At 67.9% G+C, this 22,087-nt stretch carries 21 protein-coding genes and 1 pseudogene; 5 read left to right on the forward strand and 17 right to left on the reverse strand.

The genetic code is table 11. The features are described 5' to 3' along the window. Positions 1 to 51 precede the first annotated feature (51 nt). From ACWDZ6_RS10980 to ACWDZ6_RS11060, 17 genes and pseudogenes are all read right to left on the reverse strand, one after another. Positions 52 to 1,122: a phosphotransferase family protein gene (locus ACWDZ6_RS10980; RefSeq protein ID WP_451502603.1), complete on the reverse strand. Its 1,071-nt coding sequence runs from the start codon at positions 1,120 to 1,122 to the stop codon at positions 52 to 54. Between the two features lie 10 nt (positions 1,123 to 1,132). After that, entirely contained in the window at positions 1,133 to 1,501 is a 369-nt protein-coding gene (locus ACWDZ6_RS10985) for a hypothetical protein (RefSeq protein WP_351452252.1), read from the reverse strand. A 61-nt stretch (positions 1,502 to 1,562) separates the two neighbouring features. Next, a complete protein-coding gene (locus ACWDZ6_RS10990; RefSeq protein WP_451502604.1) occupies positions 1,563 to 3,188 on the reverse strand; it encodes a restriction endonuclease fold toxin-2 domain-containing protein in 1,626 nt (541 codons plus the stop codon). A 295-nt stretch (positions 3,189 to 3,483) separates the two neighbouring features. Next, complete coding sequence (locus ACWDZ6_RS10995) at positions 3,484 to 4,140, reverse strand: OmpA family protein (protein WP_451502605.1); 657 nt, start codon at positions 4,138 to 4,140, stop codon at positions 3,484 to 3,486. Then, positions 4,140 to 4,733, reverse strand: coding sequence for a hypothetical protein (locus ACWDZ6_RS11000; RefSeq protein WP_451502606.1), 594 nt, complete (start codon positions 4,731 to 4,733; stop codon positions 4,140 to 4,142). Before ACWDZ6_RS11000 ends, ACWDZ6_RS10995 begins: the two co-directional genes overlap by 1 nt. Positions 4,734 to 4,762: 29 nt before the next feature. Next, positions 4,763 to 5,374: pseudogene (locus ACWDZ6_RS11005) on the reverse strand (pilus assembly protein TadG-related protein); the annotation flags it as partial. A gap of 44 nt (positions 5,375 to 5,418) precedes the next feature. After that, on the reverse strand, positions 5,419 to 5,682 hold the full coding sequence (locus ACWDZ6_RS11010; protein WP_451502607.1) for a hypothetical protein: 264 nt from the start codon (positions 5,680 to 5,682) through the stop codon (positions 5,419 to 5,421). Between the two features lie 224 nt (positions 5,683 to 5,906). Beyond that, positions 5,907 to 6,995, reverse strand: coding sequence for a response regulator transcription factor (locus ACWDZ6_RS11015; RefSeq protein WP_451502608.1), 1,089 nt, complete (start codon positions 6,993 to 6,995; stop codon positions 5,907 to 5,909). A 67-nt stretch (positions 6,996 to 7,062) separates the two neighbouring features. Then, positions 7,063 to 8,409 carry a sensor histidine kinase gene (locus tag ACWDZ6_RS11020; RefSeq protein ID WP_451502609.1) on the reverse strand — a complete coding sequence of 449 codons (1,347 nt, stop codon included), beginning with the start codon at positions 8,407 to 8,409 and terminating at the stop codon, positions 7,063 to 7,065. Positions 8,410 to 8,476: 67 nt separating this feature from the next. Further along, complete coding sequence (locus ACWDZ6_RS11025; RefSeq protein WP_451502610.1) at positions 8,477 to 9,364, reverse strand: DUF5936 domain-containing protein; 888 nt, start codon at positions 9,362 to 9,364, stop codon at positions 8,477 to 8,479. Positions 9,365 to 9,381: 17 nt separating this feature from the next. Beyond that, positions 9,382 to 10,323, reverse strand: a complete 942-nt coding sequence (locus tag ACWDZ6_RS11030; RefSeq protein WP_451502611.1) for a type II secretion system F family protein — start codon at positions 10,321 to 10,323, stop codon at positions 9,382 to 9,384. Between the two features lie 57 nt (positions 10,324 to 10,380). After that, complete coding sequence (locus tag ACWDZ6_RS11035; protein ID WP_451502612.1) at positions 10,381 to 11,721, reverse strand: CpaF family protein; 1,341 nt, start codon at positions 11,719 to 11,721, stop codon at positions 10,381 to 10,383. Positions 11,722 to 11,827: 106 nt separating this feature from the next. Next, a complete protein-coding gene (locus ACWDZ6_RS11040) occupies positions 11,828 to 12,193 on the reverse strand; it encodes a TadE/TadG family type IV pilus assembly protein (protein WP_451502613.1) in 366 nt (121 codons plus the stop codon). After that, positions 12,190 to 12,600 carry a TadE/TadG family type IV pilus assembly protein gene (locus tag ACWDZ6_RS11045; protein ID WP_451502614.1) on the reverse strand — a complete coding sequence of 137 codons (411 nt, stop codon included), beginning with the start codon at positions 12,598 to 12,600 and terminating at the stop codon, positions 12,190 to 12,192. Before ACWDZ6_RS11045 ends, ACWDZ6_RS11040 begins: the two co-directional genes overlap by 4 nt. Before the next feature lie 16 nt (positions 12,601 to 12,616). Next, positions 12,617 to 13,873, reverse strand: a complete 1,257-nt coding sequence (locus ACWDZ6_RS11050; protein ID WP_451502615.1) for an AAA family ATPase — start codon at positions 13,871 to 13,873, stop codon at positions 12,617 to 12,619. 7 nt (positions 13,874 to 13,880) lie between these two features. Continuing rightward, entirely contained in the window at positions 13,881 to 14,594 is a 714-nt protein-coding gene (gene cpaB / locus ACWDZ6_RS11055) for a Flp pilus assembly protein CpaB (RefSeq protein ID WP_451502616.1), read from the reverse strand. A gap of 117 nt (positions 14,595 to 14,711) precedes the next feature. Beyond that, on the reverse strand, positions 14,712 to 15,590 hold the full coding sequence (locus tag ACWDZ6_RS11060) for a hypothetical protein (RefSeq protein ID WP_451502617.1): 879 nt from the start codon (positions 15,588 to 15,590) through the stop codon (positions 14,712 to 14,714). A gap of 343 nt (positions 15,591 to 15,933) precedes the next feature. Here ACWDZ6_RS11060 and ACWDZ6_RS11065 point away from each other — a divergent pair, with 343 nt between their 5' ends. The 5 genes from ACWDZ6_RS11065 to ACWDZ6_RS11085 all read left to right on the forward strand — a co-directional run bounded on the left by ACWDZ6_RS11065 (position 15,934) and on the right by ACWDZ6_RS11085 (position 22,034). Then, a complete protein-coding gene (locus ACWDZ6_RS11065; protein ID WP_451502618.1) occupies positions 15,934 to 17,460 on the forward strand; it encodes a hypothetical protein in 1,527 nt (508 codons plus the stop codon). A 23-nt stretch (positions 17,461 to 17,483) separates the two neighbouring features. Then, on the forward strand, positions 17,484 to 18,032 hold the full coding sequence (locus ACWDZ6_RS11070) for a hypothetical protein (RefSeq protein WP_451502619.1): 549 nt from the start codon (positions 17,484 to 17,486) through the stop codon (positions 18,030 to 18,032). After that, a complete protein-coding gene (locus tag ACWDZ6_RS11075; protein WP_451502620.1) occupies positions 18,029 to 18,466 on the forward strand; it encodes a hypothetical protein in 438 nt (145 codons plus the stop codon). Before ACWDZ6_RS11070 ends, ACWDZ6_RS11075 begins: the two co-directional genes overlap by 4 nt. 166 nt (positions 18,467 to 18,632) lie before the next feature. Next, positions 18,633 to 20,336: a chitinase gene (locus tag ACWDZ6_RS11080; protein WP_451502621.1), complete on the forward strand. Its 1,704-nt coding sequence runs from the start codon at positions 18,633 to 18,635 to the stop codon at positions 20,334 to 20,336. Positions 20,337 to 20,660: 324 nt separating this feature from the next. Beyond that, positions 20,661 to 22,034: a M14 family metallopeptidase gene (locus ACWDZ6_RS11085; protein WP_366734379.1), complete on the forward strand. Its 1,374-nt coding sequence runs from the start codon at positions 20,661 to 20,663 to the stop codon at positions 22,032 to 22,034. Positions 22,035 to 22,087: the final 53 nt, after the last annotated feature.

The following is a 22,087-nucleotide window of genomic DNA, read 5'->3' on the forward strand; positions in this document are numbered from 1 at the left end:
ACAGCGGTGCTCGCGCCCTCGCATGGGCCCAGGGGCCCAATCCGGCTGCCCCTACGGCCGCCGCTCCGGAGACGCTTTCAGGGCGGGCCAGCGTTCGCGCATGCGCCGCCGCACATCGGCGCTGAGCCGGCCGAGCCCGTCCAGGGATTCGCTCCCTTCGGCCATCCGCGCCACGACCCCGAGCCGGTGCAGCAACCGCTCCCGCGCGCTCACTGTCCCCCACTCCCAGTCCTCGTCCAGAACCCGGGCCAGGTGGTCGACACTCCCCCGGTGCGCGCGCTGGACCAGCGCGTCGCCCCGGATCAGCCACCCCGCGCAGGCGTCGACGAGCTCACCCTCGACATCCGCGCCGGTCGCCGACCGCCAAGCGGTGCGGTACGCCGCCTCGGCCTCGGCCAGCAGCGGTCCGGGAGCGGCGGTCACACACCAGCAGGTCGGGAAGCCGATGCGGAGATACGCGAGTTCCATGAGCCCGTTGCCGAGGCAGGCCTGCTCGAAGTCGATGAAACGAATGCCGTCGGGGGTGTGCAGATCGTTGCCGGGGCACGGATCCCCGTGCAGCAGTGCTCGCGGTCCGTTCAGCTTGCCCAGTCTTGGCAGCAGTTGGAGGAGTTCGTCCTCGACGCCGCCTGGCACTCCGGCCCCGAGTGCCTCTGCGAAGCCGAGAAACGAGCCGACGTCACCCGCGTCGGGCCCGGCCCAGGCCGGCAGCCCCGCGCCGCCCGCGCCCTCACCCTCGCTCCCGCTCACCGCCGCCGCGTGCAGCCGGGCGAGCCCGCCCGCGTACTCCACCTCCCATCCCTGGCGCGGTCGCCGGTGCTCCACGTACTCCAGCACCACGACCCGCGCATCGGCATCCACCCCGAGCACCCGCGGCACAACGGCCGGCCGCACCCGGGCGGCAAGCCGTAGCGCGGCCACCTCCCGCCCGTACCGCTCCCCGGCCTCCTCGCCGTCCAGCAAGTGCTTCACGACGGCGGGCGTACCGTCACCCAGCTCAACCTGCCAGACGGCGGAACGCGGACTGCTCTCGAGCAGCCGGGCACCGCGCAGCGCACCCAACTCGGCCCGCAGCCGGCCCCCGAAGGGCACACTGCCGACGCTGAACAGATCACCCGTCACGCCTCACGCCTCACTCCTCTGCCGCAGCCACCAGCTCTTCCCTCGTCGAGGTCTCGTCGACGGCAACATCGAAGCTGTAGCCGTCGTCGCAGAAGACAACCTCGATCTCCTTCGGAACGAGCTTGCGGTACCAGAGAGCGAAGTCTGCGACGAGATCGATGTTCCCGTCGAGGTAGATACACCGGCCGTCGACGTGGGTGTAACCCTCCACCTCTTCGTCACCGCGCTGCACCTCCCATTCGACATCACGGACTTCGGCGCCCTCGTCGAGTTCCCTGCGCCGCACGGCGGCCGCAGGCCACTCGGTCGTCAGAGACGACACGAGGGCGTCCTGACCCACACTCCACTTCTCGCTGTCGAACACCACCAGGTACGCCATCCCGTCCACTCCTCCACGCTTAAACGAGCTCACGGCTTCACTAGGCCACGGCTTCACGAGCTCACGGCTTCACGACAACCTGGCCAGGGATTCCGTACTGGCGCAGCTTGTCCTGGAAATACTGCACGGCGCGAGGATCATTCGTGACGATACGCAGCTTGTTCACCGGTGTGCCCTTGTCCTTGAGGACGGCGGCGTACCTCCGGAACTCGTCGTTGATCTCCGCGTCCACCTTCTCCCGGATGAAGTCGGGCGCCTTGGAATCCTTGATGAACGGGCTCCTGTCGGGCTTGTCGACGAACTTGGCGTCGATCAGTTCCCCGGTGTTGGAGTCGAAGCCGTCCGCCCAGACCTTCTCGCCGCCGCCCTCGGCCTGGTACTCGGTGTCGCCGGCGTGACGGCGCTGGTACGCGCGCTGCCTGGGGTTGCCGTAGTTGGCCGGACGCGTCTTCAGCTTGAGCTTGTACTTCGTCAGGCAGTCGTTGTTGTGGACGAGCGCCGAGCTGTCGCCCACCGCCACGTAGTACGTGTGGATACCGCTGACGGTGAGATCGTGCGTGGTCTGCCGCTTGACGAAGCTCTGGACGGCGCCGACCTGGACCGCGGTACCGGCCGAGGTGCGAAGGAACGCTCCGGGGCGGATGTCGTCCGCGTCGACCCAGCGATGGAGATCCACCACCCAGAACGGGTGGGTGTCGGTCGCGGTGATCACGGCGGGACCGGACTGCGTACGCGCGATGAGACGGGTGAAGGCCTTGTCCTCGCGGGTGGTGATGGTGTCCGTGACCTGCCGGGCGGTGGTCGCTCCACTCGCCGGATCGGTCGCCATGACACGGTCGCCGACACGTACCGTCTCGATGGGAATGCGTCGGCCGCCGGCGAGCAGGACCGGTGTGCCGGGCAGGAAACTGTGGCTGACCGGACACGCGGTCGGTTTGTCGCCGTCCTTGGGTTTCTTCTTGTCGGCGTCGAGCCTCTTCCTCGCGTCGGCGAGCTTCTTCTCCGCATCCGCGACCCGTTTGCGGTTCTTGATGAGCCCCTTCAGCCCGTCGTACAGCTCTCCGCCGTGCTTCTTGAGCTTCCTGACGAGCTCGACGGCCTTCTTCCATTTCCATGGCGCGCCGTACTTCGCCGCGAGTTTCCCGACCGCACCACCGATGACACTGAGGAGCACATTGATGAGCGTCTCGGTGCAGGCGCCCATGTCACCCTTGGTGATGCAGTCGAGGGCGTCGGTGATGCCGAGTTCCTCGGCGAGGATCTTCGCGAGTTCTTTCGCGGCCTCGATCGCCTTGTCCTGGTCGGACTTCTCCGCGGTCTGGGCGTCCTGGAGCTCTTTGAGCGCCTTGTCGTAGTCGACTTGGGTCTGCGTCGTGTGACCGTCGTCGCCGCCGTTGTCGGACGCGGGATCGCCGGAGTCGCCCGGATCGTCCCGCCCGCCGTGATCGCCCTGGTCGTCCTGCGCCTGGGGCGCGCCACCTCCGCCACAGTTCTCGCCGCCGGTGATCTTGCACACCTGGGTGCTGAGCCCTTCGGCGATGGTGGGGCCGATACCTGTTGCCAGCAGTGCCCCGACGATCGCCACGACGACGGCGACCAGACCCACGTACTCGATCGCCGACTGGCCGGACTGCGTCTTCCGCAGCCCCAGCAGCCGCGCGTCGGTGCGCGGGCCCCTCCTACGCACCCAACGATTGACTCGGCGAACAACCCCCACAAGCGACATGGCTCCGACGCTAGGCAGCATGCCCCTCCAAGGCATGGGCCCGCGGGCCCAAACCCGGGCTCAAGTCTCTTTGGGACCACGGTCGTTAGCCTTGGCGCGGTCAGCGCTCCCACGGCAGGGGCGACGACCCTCAGGACGCCCGCTGGGCCGACCTCACCGGCTTTGCGCACCGCTCCGCATTCCTCCGGCCCACTCGGCCGCGACCCGGCCCACAGCGCACTGGGGGCCGGCTGTACCACGTATGACCGGAGGGATCTCAGCTGCTTCCACCCGTTGGGAAAGAGACCTCGACCCTGCGGTTCTTCGTACGGCCCTCCTCCGTGGCGTTGTCGGCGATCGGGTAGTCCTCGCTGTAGCCGCGGACCTCGTAGGTGATCCCGGCGTCGGCCAGCTGCTGCGCGAGCACACCGTGAACGGCGCCGGCGCGCTTCTTGGAAAGGACCTGGCCGTGTTCGTAGGTGCCGAGGTTGTCCGTGAATCCGAAGACCCGGATCCTCTTGGCGTTGTGCTTCTTGATCTCCGCGACGATTGCGGCGATCCGGCCGTTCGCCTGGGGAGAGAGGTTCGCGCTGTCCTTGCTGAAGAGAACTTCGGCCTGCAGGGCGAACTTCAGGTTCGAGTTGGTCTCCTCGCGGCGCTCCTCACCGCCCTCGGACTCGACGATCGAAACGATGTCCAGCACCCGCGAATCGGCGAGGGTCGCGCCGTCGCGCATCTTCAGGCCGGGATTGTCGCTGTCGATCTTCGGCGGTGTGTACGTCGATTCGCTGCCCGGCGGGATGCTCGGATCGTCGTCGGCCGACGCGCCGTTCGCCGTGGCGAGCTGGCAGCCGACGAGCAGGACCGCCGCGGCGAGTGAGGTCGCTGCTGGACGCACATGGGCCTTGAGCCTGTGAGGCGCCGTGGCCCGCATCAGGAGATCTCAATCGTGGCGGAGGGCATCAGCGGAAGCTGCATATCCACCTTGTTCGTGGCGTTCGGAGGCGCCGGGAACTGGGCGAAGAAGTCGACGCTGCGCCCTGCATCAACGCCACTGAGCCCTGTCGTGGTCAGCGGGAATCCATCGGTGTCGCGCAGCACGTAGTAGCGCTTCTTCCCCACCTTGTCCACCAAGGTCATCCCGGCGAAGGACGGGCCGGTCCGCTTGACCTGGCTCTCTTCGCCGTTCCACTGGAGCGGAGGGAACTGACGCTTGCTGCTGGTGTTCTTGACCACGCCCGAGACCGTCAGGAAGCCCCCGTCGTCGCGGGCGGCGCTGTGGATGACGATCTGGAATCCGTTGCTGCCGTTGATGGTCGCCAGGGTCTTGGTGGTGTCCGGCACGGTATTGCCATCACTGGGCTTGGTCTCCTCCTTGCCCGGTGGGGCGGAGGTGGACTTCCCGCCTTCCGTCCCGTCCGACCCCTTTTCGTCGCCGCCGCAGGCGGTCAGCGAGACGGTCAGCGCCACCGCCGCAAGGGCAGCTGCCGCTGCCCTGCGGGTCATCGCTCCATGCCGAATACTCATCACTGGTGTTCCTTTGCGTTCGCTCGCGGTCAGTCCTCGGCCAGCCGGACAGAGAAGAGATGGGACAGGACCGGAAGCTGATCCGGATTCTCGGGATCGATGTCCCAGTCGTCGCCGTCGCAGACGAGCCGTCCCGGGGAGGATGTTTTGCCCTTGTCCGGCTCGTCTTCGTGGCCGTCGCCGTTACCCGGTTTCCCCTCGTCCTCCCGGGGTTTGAAGGTGCACAGGGGTTCGACGACGGCGGTGGCCACGGCCCATGCGTAGTCGCCCTCGGTGCCGGGCAGGATCGTGTCACCGACCGGCTTCTGCGAGACGACTCGGACGGTGAAGCCCCAGCGGCCGCCCTTCTCCCAGTCGCAGTTCTTCAGCTCCGTTCCGTTCCCGAGAGCTAGGCGCCCGGCCGTTCCGCAGCCGTCGTAAGTCCCGATCCTGTCGCCGTTGAAGAGGTCACGCAGAAGATCGAGGTCGAGAAGATTTCCCTGCAGGAAGCCCCGGAAGTGGTCACGGGATTCCTGGGCCGCGGCGAGCGCGGCCGCGTCGGCGCCGGACTGGGCGCCATTGCGCGTGGCTCCTGCCTGTCCTACCGCAAAGAACGCGAGCGCGAGAAAGAGCAGGCCCGCCACCATCGTGATGTAGATGGGAGCGGCCTGCCCTGCCTCACGAAACCTGCTATTGCCTGCTGTGGTTACTGGCCACCGCCGCCCCCACCGCCACCGCCGTTGCCCAGAATCTCGCCGACCTTGTTCTTGAGACCCGTCGCGATGTCGTTGGCCACACCGGAACCCACGATGGCCGCGATGATCAGGGCGACCAGAACGATCACGCCCACGTACTCGACGGCGCCCTGCCCCTTGTCCCTGCGGTCCTTCATCGCAACCGTGATCGCCGCCATCCAACCGGCGACGTAAACACGGGCGTTGACCATGGTCTTCAGCGTCACGTTCGACATGGTTTTCCCCTCCGGTGCCGGCCGCCCGATAACCGGCCGGCTCGTACGAGTCCTTTGTGCCGCCCGCCCTACCGGCTTCCTCCTGGCCGGTCGGGCCGGCGACGTCAGAAACGTACGCCGGGTCCACATCTTTCGACATGGGCCTCAGGGCCCAACTCCGGGCCCAATCCGGGGATTGGGCCCCTCCGGTCCGCACGGCGCGGACACCCCGGGCAACAGAACGCTCAGCCATGCCGTAACGACCCCCCTTGCGCCATGCCGTGCCAGATGGCGATGGCCTCGCCCCTGCTACCCGCATTCAACTTGGCAAAGATGCGGTTGATGTGGTTCTTGACCGTCTTCTGACTGATGAAGCAGGAGTCGGCGATCTGCTGGTTGGTCATGCCGGACGCAATCAGCTCCATCACCTCGACCTCCCGCTGGCTCAACTCGGTGATCACTCCTCGCAGCCCTCCGACTACATCGGAGCCTGAAGAAGAATGTGCCACATTCGCTTGCGTAAGCGAAGACTGTTGAGCAAATTCCTGCTGGCTCGGACCGGCCTGAAAGCCCTGTCCCGACTGACTCGTCGGATGATGCCGGGCATCCTGCCCCGGTGTCGCGTATGCGGTCGCAGACGATTCCCGAGGGACGAGCGGATACCCGGACCCGCTGAAAGCCGCACCCAGCCCCTCGGGCAGCGGCTGTCCCTCCCGTCCTTCCGCCGCGTCCCCACGGACACTGGCCAGCAGTGCGCTGGAGGCGGAGTGCGTGAAGTGCGCCCGGCCCTGCTTGATGTCCTTCACCGCGGCGACCAGTTGGTCGGCGGTGAACTCGCCGTGTACGAGGTAGCCGCCCGCGCCCAGCCGCAGCGCTTCATGCACGATCGCGCTCTCCCTGCTGTACGTCATCATCAGCACAGGAGCCAGGCGCACCAGGTGCGGCAGGGCCGAGAGGCCGTCGACGCCCGGCATCCGGACGTCCAGCAGTACTACGTCAGGGCGGTGTTGGACGGCCGCCTCGTAGGCCTGGCGTCCGTCGGCGGCTTCCGCGACGACTTCGAGGTCGTCACGCCCCTGCAGCAGCACGGTCAGGCCTGCGCGTACGACGGGGTTGTCGTCGGCGACGACAACCCTCAGGGGCGGGGCGGTCGGCAGCGCGGCCGGGTCCGGGAGGGCGGGGAATTCGCCGGTTGTCACGGGCGGCGCGGAAGCGAGCGGGTTGCCCGTGGTGTGGTCGGAGCTGAGCGGGGTGGCGTGCGAGGACGTGTGCTGCGAGACATGGGACTGCTGGGTCCAGTTCTGCCCCGAGCTGCGGGAGATGTCGTCCGGCATGACTGCAGCCTCCTCTCGATGGATGGGGACGGTGGGTTGTCGAGTTTGAGTGGTGAGCGGTGAGCCGTCAGTTGAGCAGTGGAGCACGGTGCTGCCTCGGCTGGGCGGGGATCCCCGGCGCGAGGTTCAGGGCGACGACCGGCAGTTCCAGCCGCACTTCGGTGCCTCTCGCCGCACGCCCCTTGCCGATCCGGATGCGTGCGCCGATGGAGGCTGCCCGCTCGACCATGCCCACCAGACCGAAGTGGCCGGCCTGCCTGAGTCCGTCGAGCGAGGTGCCGGGGGGAAGTCCCCGCCCGTCGTCGTACACGCTGATCCGCAGTACGTCCCCGACAACACCGGCCGACACGTCCAGGTAGCTGGGCCGGGCATGGCGGTGGGCGTTCTCCATCGCCTCGGCGGCGATCGTGAGCGCCTGGCGGGCAACGGCGTGGGGCACGGGCGGCGCCGTTCCGTCCCCGAGCCTGCGAAAAGTGGTCCGCACGCCGTGGCGGCGGGCGAAGTCCTCGGTGCGGGCGCCCAGTTCGGCGAGTACGTCGACGCCGCCGTCCAGACCGGACTCCCGCCGCAGGTCCGAGAGGAGTTCCCGCGACTCCGCGGCGGCGCGGCGCGCCGAGCGGGCCACCAGCTCGGCCTGGTGCTTGACGGTGAGCGGGTCCATCCGGTCGGCGGTGCTGGCGAGTCCGTCCGCTGCCAGGGCCAGACCGTGCAGCGTCTTGGCCACCGAGTCGTGCATCTCGCGGGCGAGCCTGGCCCGTTCCTCCTCGACGGCTCCGCTCACCGCCAGCCGGGCGCGTGCCTCGGTAAGGGCCTGACTGGCCGCCCCGAATCCCAGCATCAGGTTGCGCAGCGTGCTGCCGATTGCTCCGGCCAGGATGCACAGCCCGGGCAGGAGGAGGGCGTTGAATCCCGCCCTGACCTCAAGGTTGACCGCGTAGGCGCCGCCGATGATGAGCGACTGGAGCACAGCGAAGACCGCGGCGCCCCGCCAGCCGTAGATCAGTCCCGCGAGCAGCGGAGTGCACATGGTGACGTAGGCGAGAGTCGAATCCGGCGAGGCCGTGACCAGCAACAGAGCGCCGAAAGCCATGTCGGCGCCCAGCAGCCAGGGATGGCGCAGCAGGACGGGCCCGAAGCGCTCCCAGTCGCGCAGGAGGACGTACGAGGTCATGAAGGTGACCAGGACCGCCGCCCCCACCAGCCAGCTGGCGGGCCCCTGTCTGGTGCCGGCCAGCGCGAAGGGCGCGGCCAGGGCGATCATCGCAAGCCGGAATCCGAAGACCTGACGGCACAGCGCCTGAAGGGCGTTGACCTGGATGGGCAGCGACGGCATTCGGGCCGGTCCGGCGCCCGCCACGTCGTGTGTCAGCTCGCCGGCGTTGCCGCCGCTGAGGGCTGCTGTTCTCGTGGCCATGGGGGTCACCTCCCGTTCGGTGTCTGCGGCGTCGTCGGCGTCCGGCGGAATGCTGCGGCGGTGGCGGTCATCCGCCCAGTACGGCTCCGAAATCCACTCCGGAGCCGTAGTAGAAGCTCATGACGATCAGAATCATGGTTGCGGGGAGCATCACCATGGTGACCACGAGCGTCGATTTCGGCACCGCCTTGGCGGCATTGCGCCGCGCGTTCTGGGCATCGGTGCGCCGCATGTCCGTGGCGATCTGAATCAGGGTGTCGACGATGGGCGCGCCGAGTTCCTCGCCCTGCTGGAGGGCTGTGACGAACATCGACACCTGTTCGGAGTCGTTGCGCTTGCGCAGCTGGTCAAAGGCCTCACGCCGGCTGACACCCATGTCCATCTGCCGCAGCGTGATGCGCAGTTCGTCGGACCAGGGTCCCTCGTACTTCTCGGAGACGCGCTCCAGAGCCTGGCGGAAGCCGAGACCCGCGGAGACGACGACGGCGAGGACGTCGAGGAAGTCGGGGAGGGTGCGCTCGATGTCCGACCGGCGCTTGCGGACGGCCGACCTGATGATGACGTCGGTCCACAGCAGCCCGTACAGCAGGGCGAGGATGCCGATCACCGGCTGCCCCCGCAGGAGCATCGCGAATGCCGCCATCACCCCCAGGGAACCGTAGACCGCCCGGCGCGCGGCATAGCGGTCGACGGTCATTCCGCCGGGGTTGCCGGCCATGTCGAGGCGTCGCCGCAGTGTGTCGACGCGTTTGGGTCCCATCATCCGGAGCACGGAAGGGGCGTACCGCATACCGAGCCGATCGATTCCGGAGCCCATCGCGCTGGTGCGGGTGGAGCCGACCTCCAGGGCGACCGCGAGATCGCGGGGAAGCTTGGCGTCGGCACGGTACAGGCGGATGCCGTGGAAGATGCCGTACACGGCGAGCCCGAGAAGCGCAGCGAGCAGAAGTCCCATGGTGTCTCTCCTCCCCCTCAGACCTGGATCCGGGACATACGGCGAATCAGGAACGCGCCGAGGGCGTACAGACCGAAGGCGATGAGGGTGGCGAACTGACCCAGCACCGAGCCGGTCATCTTGTCGAGCGCTCCCGGCGTCATCGCGTTGATCATCAGCAGGAAGCCGAGACCAAGCAGCGGCACGGCCAGGGCGGTGACCTTGATCTGGGAGAGCATCGTGCTGACCTCCCTACGGGTCTCCTTGCGCTCCTCCAGCGTCTCGGTCAGGTTCCGCAGGGAGGTGACGACGTGTCCACCCGCCCGGTTGGAGAGGATGAGCGTGGTGACCAGGACGATGAGCTCGCGGGACGGCAGCCGGTCGGCGAGCTCGCCGAGGGCGTCGTCCAGGCTGTGGCCGACGGCCAGCTGGTCGGCGACCTTGCTCAGCTCCTGACCGGCCGGATCGTCGAGTTCCTCGGCCGCCATGGCGAGAGCCGTGCGCATCGCGAGGCCCGCCTGGGTGGCGTTGGCGAGGACCCGGGTGAACTCGGGGAGCTGATTGATGAAGGCCTCGGTACGTTTGACGCGCTGCCAGTTGAGAAACGCGTTGGCGCCCCAGAGGCTCGCGAAGGCGGCCAGCACTCCGAAGAAGGGCGCGAAGATCGCGCCGACGATGAAGTACACGGCGAGCAGGGCCGCGACGACATAGACGAAGTACTCGCCGCTCGTCAGGTCGAGGCCGGTCGCCGTGATCCTGCGCTCGATTCGTTTGCCGAGCTTCGTTCTCCGCAGTCGCCGGTCCAGGCCGCTGAAGCGGCGACGCCTGCCGCCTTCGATCGCGATCTGGCCCGTCTGGGACATGCGCTCGACGAGTGCCTGTCGCTGTGCCCTGCCCGCGGTGTAGGTGTGCACGCCGACGACGGAGAGCACACAGGCGAAAAGTGTGACTCCGATCGTCAGAAGCGGGAGATTATCCATATCGGGCGAGACCTTCTCGGTGGGCGGCGGACGGTACGGGGCTGGTGCCGGATCTGGTCAGACTGCCGTTCTGCGCAGAGCGAGCTGGGTCTCCGACTGGGCGATGCCGAAGGCCGGGGGCAGGGGCTCGCTCTTCATATAGAGGCGTTCGGCGACGCGGCGGGGCACGGGGTAGTACGCGAACTCTCCGTGGATCAGTCCGTCGGCGGACATGGGCCGGGAATTGAAGCGGCAGACCGAGACGATCCGGTACTCCTCCCGACCGTAGGAGTCGACGACGGCGATCTCGGTGATCCGTCGGGAGCCGTCGGCGTGCCGGGTCAGCTGGACGATGACGTCGACGGCGCTGTTGATCTGGTCCTTGATCGCCGCGAACGGGATCTCGACCTCCGACATGGAGGCCAGGGTCTGCAGTCGCATCAGCGCGTCCTCGGCGCTGTTGGCATGCACTGTGGCGAGTGAGCCGTCGTGACCTGTCGACATCGCCTGGAGCATGTCGAGCGTCTCGCCGCCACGGACCTCGCCGACGATGATGCGGTCGGGCCGCATACGCAGGGAGTTGCGCACAAGATCGCGGATGGTGACCCGGCCCTTGCCCTCGACGTTGGGCGGGCGGCTCTCCAGGGTGATGACATGGGACTGCTGGAGCTGAAGCTCGGCGGAGTCCTCGATGGTGACGATGCGCTCGCCCTCCGGAATGAGCCCGGAGAGGGAGTTGAGCAGGGTGGTCTTGCCCGTGCCGGTGGCCCCGGAGACGATCACATTGAACTTGGCGCGGACAAGGCCGGCCAGCAGCAGCGTCATCTGCTCGTCCAGCGAGCCGACGGCGATCAGCTCCTGCAGGGTGAAGGCGCGGGGGAAGCGCCGGATGGTGAGGATGGGGCCGCTCAGAGAGAGCGGTGGGATGATGACATTGACACGCTCACCCGAGGGGAGACGGGCGTCGACCATCGGGTTCGCCTCGTCCACGCGTCGGTTGACGGTGGAGACGATGCGCTCGATGGTCTGCATGAGCTGCTCGTTGGACGAGAATCGCAGAGGGAGCATCTCCAGGCGTCCCCCGCGCTCGACGAAGACCTGTTCAGGGCCGTTGACCATGATTTCGCTGATGGAGGCGTCTTCGAGCAGTGGCTCCAGGATGCCGAGACCGAGTGCCTCGTCGACGACCCTGCGGATCAACTGCGAACGCTCGACGGTGGAGAGGACGGGGCCCTCGCGGCTGATGATGTGGCCCAGCACTCGTTCGAGACGTGCGCGGCGCTCGGCGGCCGCCAGTGCCGACATCTCGGCGAGGTCGATCTCCTCGAGAAGCTTGGCGCGGTAGATCCCGACGAGGCGGTTCTCCTCGCTGTGGCCATTGACCGGCTCGGGACTGCTGATGCGCGCCCGCAGGCTCATGTCCTCAACTCCCAGGTGCTGCTGGTGCGGTGCTGTCGGGTGCTCGGTGTCGGTGCTCGGTGTCGGTGCTCGGTGCGTTCCTGGCGGTACGGGGGCGGATGACGGGTCAGTCGCAGCGCATCGTGGTGGATCTCGTCGCGTCGCCGAAGTCGAAGACGGGAAGCAGAGCCGGGACCTTGACCCTGACCGTCACCTTGACCTCGTCGAAACTGCCGCCGGGTGCTTCGGAGATGACCGCCTCGTCCGCGAGCCAGTCGCTCATCGCCGCTTTGCCGGATTCCACATAGCGGTCGGCCCCGCCTTCCTGCGAGGCCACCCGTGCGGCGGCCCGCGACGCCGTACCCGCCTGCTGAGCTGTGTAGGCCACCAGTCCGAGCTGGATGGCCGCGAGTGCCACGAAGAGCAGCAGGGCGAGCACACCCGCGTACTCGACGGCCGCCTGGCCCCGGTCGTCGCGCGCCGGGCGCGTCATCGCACAGCCTCGTTCACCGCGGAGGCGCTGCCGTCGACGGTGAAGGGGAGGTTCACGCTGCCCGGGAAGAGCACCGGCACCCGGAGCGAGACCTTGGCCGTGAAGAGGTCGCCGCCGGAGGGTTGACAATCGAACCCGGCCGCTCCGCGCCATGCCTCCGGAAGGTGCTCACGGCCCGCTCGTCGGCAAGCCGCGCTCTGGTCGGCTCGCGCGACGGCCCCGGCCCGTGCGGCCTCGTCCGCCGCGTTACCCGCGAGCGAGAAGGTGTATCCCACGAGTGCGGCCTGCCACAGCAGGACCATCGTGGCCAGGACGATCGGAACCATGCCGGTGAACTCGATGGCGGCCTGGCCCCGGTCGTCGCGCAGCCGTACGGATATGCGGCTGGGTGTCCCTGGAGATCTCATGGCTCAACGCGTCCCCTCAGTCCTGTCGCCTCGGCCGTGCCCGCAGGACACCGATCGAGCCCCGGTCCCCGCGTAACCTGCCCTGCTTGTCCGCCCCTTCCGGCACTCGTACGAGTCCCAGCTCTCCCGCCAGGCCCCACAGCGCCTGCTTCACAGTGGACTTGGATTCCAGGTCCTGCATCCGGCCGGCGTCGACCACCGGCTGAAGTTCCTTGAAGTTGGCGGGCACGACCACCCGCGAGACCCGGGTGCTGGTGATCTTCTCGATCAGCGGCGGCTGGATCTCTGTACCGCGGGTGTAGCGGTTGACCACCGTGACCGTCTCCTCCGCCTTGCGGATCTGGAGCCGGTCCCACATACGGACCATGCGTTTGGCCGCCCGTACGGCGACCACGTCCGGCGTGGTCACCAGCAGCGTGATGTCGGCCATTTCGATGGCGGCGGCATTGGCGCCGTTCATCTGTGTGCCGCAGTCGATGACAACGACCTCGTGGCGGTTGCGCAGGGCGCTGACGATCTGGCGGACCGCCCGGTCACTGACCTCCTCGCCGCGCTCGCCCTCACTCGGCGCGAGCAGCAGCCCGATCCCCGTCTGGTGGGCGAAGAGCGCGTCCTGGAGCACACGGGGTGAGATGTCCTGGATGCCGGCCAGGTCGACGATCGACCGGCGGAACTGCACATCCAGATATGAGGCGACGTCCCCGGCCTGGAGGTCCAGGTCGGCGAGTGCGACAGTCCTTCCCGACGCCTGGGCCGCCAGGGCCAGTTGGACTGCCGTCAGGGTGGTGCCGACGCCGCCCTTGGCCCCGCTGACGGTGACGACCGTTCCGCCGGGGCCGGTGAAGACATCGCCGCTGTGTCCCAGGTGTCGCCGGACGCCGACGGACCAGCCGGCCGCGGCCTGGACCCGCTGCACCAGTTCCTCGTACGAGAGCGGCAGCCCGACCAGTCCTCGCGCGCCCGAGTCCATGGCCGCCGAGTAGAGACCGGGACTCGCGTCGGCGGTCACCAGAACGACCCCGACCGCCGGAAAGCGCAGGGCCACCTCCCGGATCAGTTCAAGAGCGGGAACCGGCCCGATCCGCTCATGCACCAGGACGACCTCGGGCAGTTCGTCGAGCGACTCGGCCGCCAACCGGGCCAGCATGTCGAGCAGCGAGGTCGAGTCGCTCACCGGCGAGGCCGGCTCCGCGTCCGGGAGCTGGCTGAGCAGAGTGGTGATGGACCGGGCGGCATCGGCTTCACCGACGGCCGGGAGGATGCGTGTCGTCATACAGCCCTCACCTGTTCTTGTCTTCGTCGAGGGTGTAGGTGCTGTCGCCCGGGCGCAACGTGGCGGGGCTGCCCTTGGCGAGAAGGGCGAGCCGCACATGCTCGGCGAAGGACTCGGCATAGGCGACGCGCTGCGCGTCGGTGGTGTTGAGGGCGAAGGTGATCGGCACGGCTTCCCTGGGACCGCTCCTCCTGTTGTCGTCCTTGGGCTCCAGCGGGGTGAGCCGGCCGACGTCGATGACCTTGGCGTTGGGGACGATGATGCGGGACTGGTCCGCGTCACCCTCCTTCTTGCCGGCGAAGGTCGCGAAGATATTGACCAGGTCTCCCGGGGTGATCTTGCCCGCCACGCCGGTCGCCGCATCGATCATGATGGCGATCTCCTGCTCACCAGCAGCGAGTACCGGCCGCTTGACGATCATGTCGTCCTGGAGCAGCGACCCCTTCTTGAGCCGAGTGACGGCGATCTTGCCTTCGATTACGGAGATATCGGTCACCGCACTGTCCGAGAGCCAGCGCCTGGGCATGGTGATCTTTTCGAACTGTCCCGCCTGCAACACCGTATAGGGAGACACGTCGCTCTTGAGTCGGTATGCGGCGACCTCGGGACCGACCTTCGAATTCACATCGCTGATCACGGAAAGCACGCCGGCGAACGCACCGAAAGCGCACAGAACCGAGAGGAGCAGAAGTATGACGCCGCGGCGTTGGCGTGAATTCATGGTCAGGACAACCTCGTTCGCAGATGGGGACTGACGGAGCGGACAGAGCGAGCGGAGTGATCGGGTGCACGCTTGCGACAGGCCGTCACCGTCGGTACGGACTGCCGGGGAGGCAGTTCACGATCCCTGGTACGTAGGTGTTCCATGTTTCAGGACACCAGGATCCTGGGATTGGTTCTCCGCCGCGGCGAGGGTGGCCGAGCAGAAACCGCAGCGGTCACCTATGAGTTCAATTCCGCACCAGGTGCACCCCTCTCGCCGTACGGAGGAAACCAGCTGATAGAGCACTGAGATATCAGGCAGGAAAGCAGCGAACTCGATCAGCTTGCCCGTGCCCCACCAGCCCGGTGAGTCGGACGGAAGCGCGGTCTCCTGCAGACTCTGCGCCTGCCACTCGGGAGCCAGCGTCGAGGTGACCCACTCGGACTGCAACTGGCCCTTGGCCACGACGAGCTGGGTGACGAAGTCGGGGCCGGCGAGCCGGCCGGAGCCGATCTTGATCAGCTGCGGAGTGGGGTTGGCGAGTACGCCGAACTGGGAACCCGGAACCCAGGACTTGGCATGCGACTTCAGACTCACGGGCACCCGGTCGAGTTTGGTCACCGAGCTGAGCAGGGCGCCCGCGTAGATGTAGTGGGAGAGCAGGCGGGCGGCGGAGGCGACGACACCCGCACTGAAGTCGCAGATGGATAACTGGCGCAGCTGGCGTACGAGCACCGCTATGCCGAGCGGCGGCAGATCGACTTTGAGAAGCGCGATCCGATTGCTCTCCAGAACCGACCGGACGGTGTGCAGCCGGCGTTCGTGCGCGACCGGAATCGACGCGGGATAGAGCGCGATCACATAGCCGTGCTGCTCCAGCAGGACGGACATGTCGGCGAGCGCGGCACCCAGGGGCTGGGCATCCGGCGCCGGCAACAGAGCCGCTGTGGGGGTCTGGTGGTCGGTGGGCGGCAGCACCAGATCGGCGCTGGTGACAGCTATTGCGGTCGGCACGCTGGTTCCCCGTTCAGCTCCGGCCGCCGGAAACCCGACGCCCGCAGATCCCTACTGCTCCGTGCTCCTGCAGCAGCACTTTAACCACGACTTAGGAGGCAGAGAACACCTTTCAGAACCCAGAGCCCCAACCCGCACACGCTCCGCACAGGCGATATCGGACGAACAGGTCAGGAGTTAACTCTCGTTACACCAGGGTGAATTCGGCGGTGCTCCGGTCCACTTTGGGCCCCGCCCTGGGTCCACGGACCCACGCCAGGCACAACCGGTCGTTCGTACGCTCCACTTCCGTATCCGCGAACGAAAGGCACGCGGCCGCACGGCCACCGAGGGGGACGTCGAGATGGGACGGGACCTGAGAAGGGCTCCGGTACGAGACCGGGGCGCCACCGCCACGGAGTATGTGGGCCTGGTGCTCGTCGTCGCGGTGATCACCGGCGCGCTCGGCGTGACCGGCGTCGGCACCCGGATGGCGGAGAAACTCCTGTGCCTGGTCAGCTTCGCCGGGCCGTGCGGCGCAGGGGGGAGGCCCGAAGCCGAACCCAAGACCGACGCCGACTACGAGCCCCCTCTCTGCCAGATCTCCTCCATCACCGACAAAGCCGGCGCCAAAGCCAAGATCCTCTTCATCGAGTGGGGCGAGGAGTACGGCTTCCAGCAGCAGACCTTCAAGGCCGGCACCGACGTCAACGGCGACGGCGCCGTCGACGACCGCGATCAGTTGGTGATGACGACCTTCACGGACGCAGCGTCCGTCGCCGCCAGGAAGGACTGGAAGCCCGGCGCCAAGGTCGCGAAGTTCGGCGCCGACAAGGTCGAGCTCGGCGCCGGGATCAAGGTCACCAACGGCGACACCTGGGTATTCGACAGTGAGACGGACGCCGCCGCCTTCCGTGCGGACCTCGAGTCGCTCAAGACGTACGAGCTCACCAATCGGCACGCCAACTCCCAGGGCGGCGGGCTCGGTACCGGCATCCTCTACTTCTTCGGCAAGGGTCCCCTCGCCGAGGAGGAGAAGCTGCGCAAGCGCATCGAGGAGAAGCTGGGCAACCGTCACATCAGTTACGGCAAGGTCGCGCTCGACGCCAGTGCCGCCGGTGGGCTGAGGCTTTCGGCCGGGGACGAGAAGAGGCTCGGCGCGACCCTGGGCGGGTCCTTCAGGTTCACACCCGAGGCGACCTGGACCGACAACGAGTTCAACGGGACCAAGTCGTATACGTACAGCGCGTCGATCGAGTACGGCTCCAAGGCCGGGTACGAGGCCGGGCCGCTCAGTGGTGAGTCGTCCGCGTCCACCACGCAGACCGGCACCGTCACCGTCACCCACGACAAGAAGACCGGCAAGCTGCTGCGTATCGACATGACCCGCACCGCCGAGGAGGGCGGGACCAAGGACGGGGCCAAGGCCGGCGGCGACAACGGCAGGTCGGGCACGGACAAGCGGGGTGGCGGCGGAGGGGTCAAGGGCAGCGATCAGAGCACCGGGATCGAGGTCGTGACCAACTCCGTGACGTTCACCCCGGGGGCCGAGGGCGATGCCGGACGGGCCATCGCACAGGACTGGCTGGACGGGAGCGGGCAGTACGGCGCCCCCTTCACCCTGATGTTCAGCTCGCGTGCCCCGACGCAACGGCCCGGTTCCGACGACAGATTCGGGCAGCTGCTCTTCGACGAGGGCCTCTCCGGCAAGACGACGTACACAGGGCGGACGGATGCGGCCGAGTACGGCTTCGAGCTGAATCTCGGGCTCAGCCTCGGCTTCTCGGTCTCCATCGAGGAGAAGGAGGAGACCCTCAATGCCGCGGAGTTCCTGGGCGCACCCCGGGGGAACGGACGTCACTATGTGCCGTACAGCTACTGCGCCGACTGACCAACCCCGGGGGAGCACCCGCGATGCGTAGCCGGAGGAAGACCGCCGCCGCGTGGCTGTGCGCCGCAGCCCTGCTGGCCGCCGGATGCGGTACGGAGAAGGCGGGCCGGGCCCCCGAGGGCTGGGGCACGCTGCGGACAACGGCCCTCACTGTCGCCCATCCGCCCGCCTTCACGCCGCAGGGCGGCGCGGAACGCGGCAAGCACAACGCGGCCGCCGCCACCCTCACCGCGGGCGGCAGGGCGGTCGGTGTGATCACCGTGCAGTTGGACTTCACCGAAGCCGATACGGCGGAGGAGGCCGCGATCGGCGCGGAGGCGGGCATCGCGCTCGGCTCGAAGCTTCATGGGCAGCGGGACGTCAAGGTCACGGGCCCGGACGGCAGGGAGGCGGAAGCCCGGCGCGTCGACTTCGAGTTCAGCCTGCGGGCGACACGGATCAAGGGCGTGATCGTCGCCGGGCTGGACGCGGCGAAGAAGGCGTACGCCGTGCGGATCGACGCGGCCGATGGGCGGCTCGCGGACGAGGATCTGAAGAAGATCATCGGCTCGATCACGGTCATGGCGCGATGACACGGTACGGCTACCAGAGGGTTCGGCCGCAGCGGCGTGGTGCGGCGATTCTGGCGCTCGTACGGGCCTGGGCGGCCGGAGCGGCCGTCCTGGTCCTCACCGAGTACGTCCAGGCAACTCTCGTTTACGACTATGTGGCGACGGGCCCGCGCCTGGACACCTTCGGCGGCCGGCTGCTGCTGATCCATCTGCCGAACGCGCTCTGCGTCGCGCCGGCGGTATGGGCGGCGGCGCGGATCCACCGCGAGCCGTACCGGGCCTCGACGCCCCGCCATCTGACGGCGTCCTTCGCCGTGCCGGTCGTGGCGCAGCTGCTCAATATGGCCGTGCAGTGGGAGGAGTTGGCGGCGGAGGGGCTTCTGCTGTCCAACGCGGTGCTGGTGGTGGGGTGCGTGGCGGGATACGCCGGGGACCGGTTGCAGGACGAGGCCTGAGCGCCGCCGTCCTGCTCACACCGCCGGATGCGTGGTGCGCGTCCGTATACGAATCATCGCCAGAGGTCTTGACAACCCTATTGGTCTGGACCAACTTGTACGCCCAACGGTGGCCACCGTTCCGTAACCCCCTCCACACCCCCAACTCCCCCACCGGAGGCAGCAAGTGGACCGCACCACACGCTCACGGAGATGGCTCGGTGCCGCCCTGGCGCTCGCCGTCGGAACCGGACTCACCCTCGTGGGCATCTCGGGGACCGCGCAGGCCGCCGACATCAATGTCGCCAAGAACGCCGGCTTCGAGTCCGGTCTCACCAACTGGACCTGCTCGGGCGGCAGTGGCGTCACCGCCTCCTCCCCCGTGCACGGCGGCGCCTCCGCGCTCAAGGCCACGCCCGCGGGGCAGGACAACGCCAAGTGCACGCAGACCGTCACGGTGAAGCCCAACTCGACGTACACCCTCAGCGCCTGGGTCCAGGGCGGCTACACCTACCTCGGCGCGAGCGGCACCGGCACGACGGACGTCTCCACCTGGACACCGGACTCCGCCGGCTGGAAGCAGCTGTCCACCACCTTCACCACCGGCGGCAGCACGACCTCCGTGACGGTCTACACGCACGGCTGGTACGGGCAGGCCGCCTACTACGCCGACGACCTCTCCGTCTTCGGCCCCGACGGGGGCGGTGGCGGCGACCCCTCGCCGACCGTGCCCGCCGCCCCGGGCGGCCTCGCGGTCGGATCCGTGACCTCGTCCTCCGTGGCCCTGTCCTGGAACGCCGTGTCCAACGCGACGGGCTACAACCTCTACCAGAACGGCGCCAAGGTGCAGTCGGTCACCGGCGCTTCGGCGACCGCGACCGGGCTGAGCGCATCCACCTCGTACCAGTTCCAGGTGACCGCGACCAACGCGGCCGGTGAGTCCGCGAAGTCCGCGGCGGTGACCGGTACCACCTCGGCGACCGGCGGTGGCGGGGGCGGCGGATCGGTGCCCAGGCACGCGGTGACCGGCTACTGGCAGAACTTCAACAACGGGGCCACCGTCCAGAAGATCAGCGATGTACCGGCCAACTACGACATCATCGCGGTCTCCTTCGCCGACGCGACCGGTACGCCCGGCGGCGTCACCTTCAATCTCGACTCCGCCGGGCTCGGCGGCTACACCGTCGACCAGTTCAAGGCGGACATCAAGGCCAAGCAGGCGGCCGGCAAGTCCGTGATCATCTCGATCGGCGGCCAGAACGGCACCGTCACGATCAACGACTCGGCCTCCGCGACGAACTTCGCCAACTCCGTCTACTCGATGATGCAGACGTACGGCTTCGACGGCGTCGACATCGACCTGGAGAACGGCCTCAACTCGACGTACATGTCACAGGCACTGCGTTCGCTCTCGTCGAAGGCCGGCTCCAAGCTCGTCATCACGATGGCGCCGCAGACCATCGACATGCAGTCGACGTCTAACGAGTACTTCAAGACGGCGCTCAACATCAAGGACATCCTGACCGTCGTCAATATGCAGTACTACAACAGCGGTTCGATGCTCGGTTGCGACGGCAAGGTGTACGCGCAGGGCTCGGTGGACTTCCTCACCGCCCTCGCCTGCATCCAGCTGGAGGGCGGCCTCACCCCGGCCCAGGTCGGGCTCGGCCTGCCCGCGTCGACCAGTGGTGCAGGCAGCGGCTATGTCTCCCCGACGATCGTGAACAACGCGTTGGACTGCCTCGCCAGGGGTACGAACTGCGGCTCCTTCAAGCCCTCCAAGACGTACCCCTCGCTGCGCGGCGCGATGACCTGGTCCACGAACTGGGACGCCAAGTCGGGCAACGCCTGGTCCAACGCGGTGGGCCCGCATGTGCACGCCCTCCCGTAACCGCCGGTCCTGACTCCCTCGGACAGCAGCGCCGCCGCTCCCCCGGCGGCGCTGCTGCGCGTTGCTCTACGTTGCGCCGGTGAACGCGATGGGGGACCACCTCGGGCCTTGCCACCAGCGCTGAAGTGTGACCTGGATCACCAGGGCGGCGTACGGGTGATCACGCAAAGGGGTCCGACGTTTCGGCTCTTCCTCGCGGTAGCGTGCCGATGGCTGAAGCGCGCTCTTGACCGGGTCATGCCATCCCCTCAAGATGTGCGCACACACCCGCACCACGTGCGTCGCAACTGAGTAACCCCCCACACTCCATACCCAGGAGACAGCATGCGACTTCGCCCACGCGGCGGCGGCAACGGATTGCCGAGCGGCAGGAAGACCGCCACCCTCGCTGCCCTGCTCGCGCTCGCAGTAGCCGCACCGTTCACCGCCAACGCCTCGCCCCCGAGAGCCGACACCCCCGACGCGACAGCCTCGGCCGCCGCCGAGGAGGAGCAGATCCTCCAGTACGAGATCCGGGGCCATGCCACCGCCGCCGCCCGCAGCGCCATCGCCGCCACCGGCGTCTCGGTCGACGAGGCCGACGAGCACTCCCTCGTCGTCAGCGCCACCGCCACCGAGGCGAAGCGGCTGCGCGCACTCGGATACAAGATCGCCGCTCTGCCCGCTCCCCCGGCCAGAACCAGGAGCGGCGTGGCGCGCAAGCCCTTCGACTTCCCGTCGGCCGACTCGCGCTATCACAACTACGCCGAGGCGACCGCCGAGATCGATCAGCGGATCGCCAAGTACCCGAACATCATGAGCAAGCGCGTCATCGGCAAGAGCTACCAGGGCCGGGACATCATCGCCGTCAAGGTCAGCGACAACGTCGCGACGGACGAGAACGAGCCCGAAGTGCTCTTCACCCACCACCAGCACGCGCGCGAGCACCTCACCGTCGAGATGGCGCTGTATCTGCTGCGCGAGCTCGGCGAGGACTACGGAACCGACTCCCGCATCACCAACGCCGTGAACGGCCGCGAGATCTGGATCATTCCCGACGTCAACCCGGACGGCGGCGAGTACGACATCGCCACCGGCTCCTACCGCAGCTGGCGCAAGAACCGGCAGCCCAACTCCGGTTCCACATCGATCGGTACGGACACCAACCGCAACTGGAACTACAAGTGGGGCTGCTGCGGCGGCTCTTCCGGTTCCGCCGGATCCGAGACCTACCGCGGCGCGCGGGCCGAGTCCGCGCCCGAGGTCAAGGTGGTCGCCGACTTCGCCCGCAGCCGGATCGTCGGCGGCAAGCAGCAGATCAGGACGGGCATCGACTTCCACACGTACAGCGAGCTGGTGCTCTGGCCGTTCGGCTACACCAACTCCGACACCGCTCCGGGGATGACCCAGGACGACCGGGACGCCTTCGCCACGGTGGGCAAGAAGATGGCCGCGAGCAACGGCTACACCCCGGAGCAGTCCAGCGACCTCTACATCACGGACGGTTCGATCGACGACTGGCTGTGGGGCAACCAGAGGATCTTCTCGTACACCTTCGAGATGTACCCGACGGGCTTCGGCGGTGGCGGCTTCTACCCGCCCGACGAGGTGATCGAGCGCGAGACGAGCCGCAACCGGGACGCGGTGCTCCAGCTGCTGGAGAACTCGGACTGCATGTACCGCTCGATCGGCAAGGAACAGCAGTACTGCACGAGCTGACGATCCGGTCTGAGGACCGGCGCGTCAGGGGTGCCCCGGGAGTCTGTCCGCCC

The sequence above is a fragment of the Streptomyces sp. NPDC002926 genome (assembly GCF_053591755.1).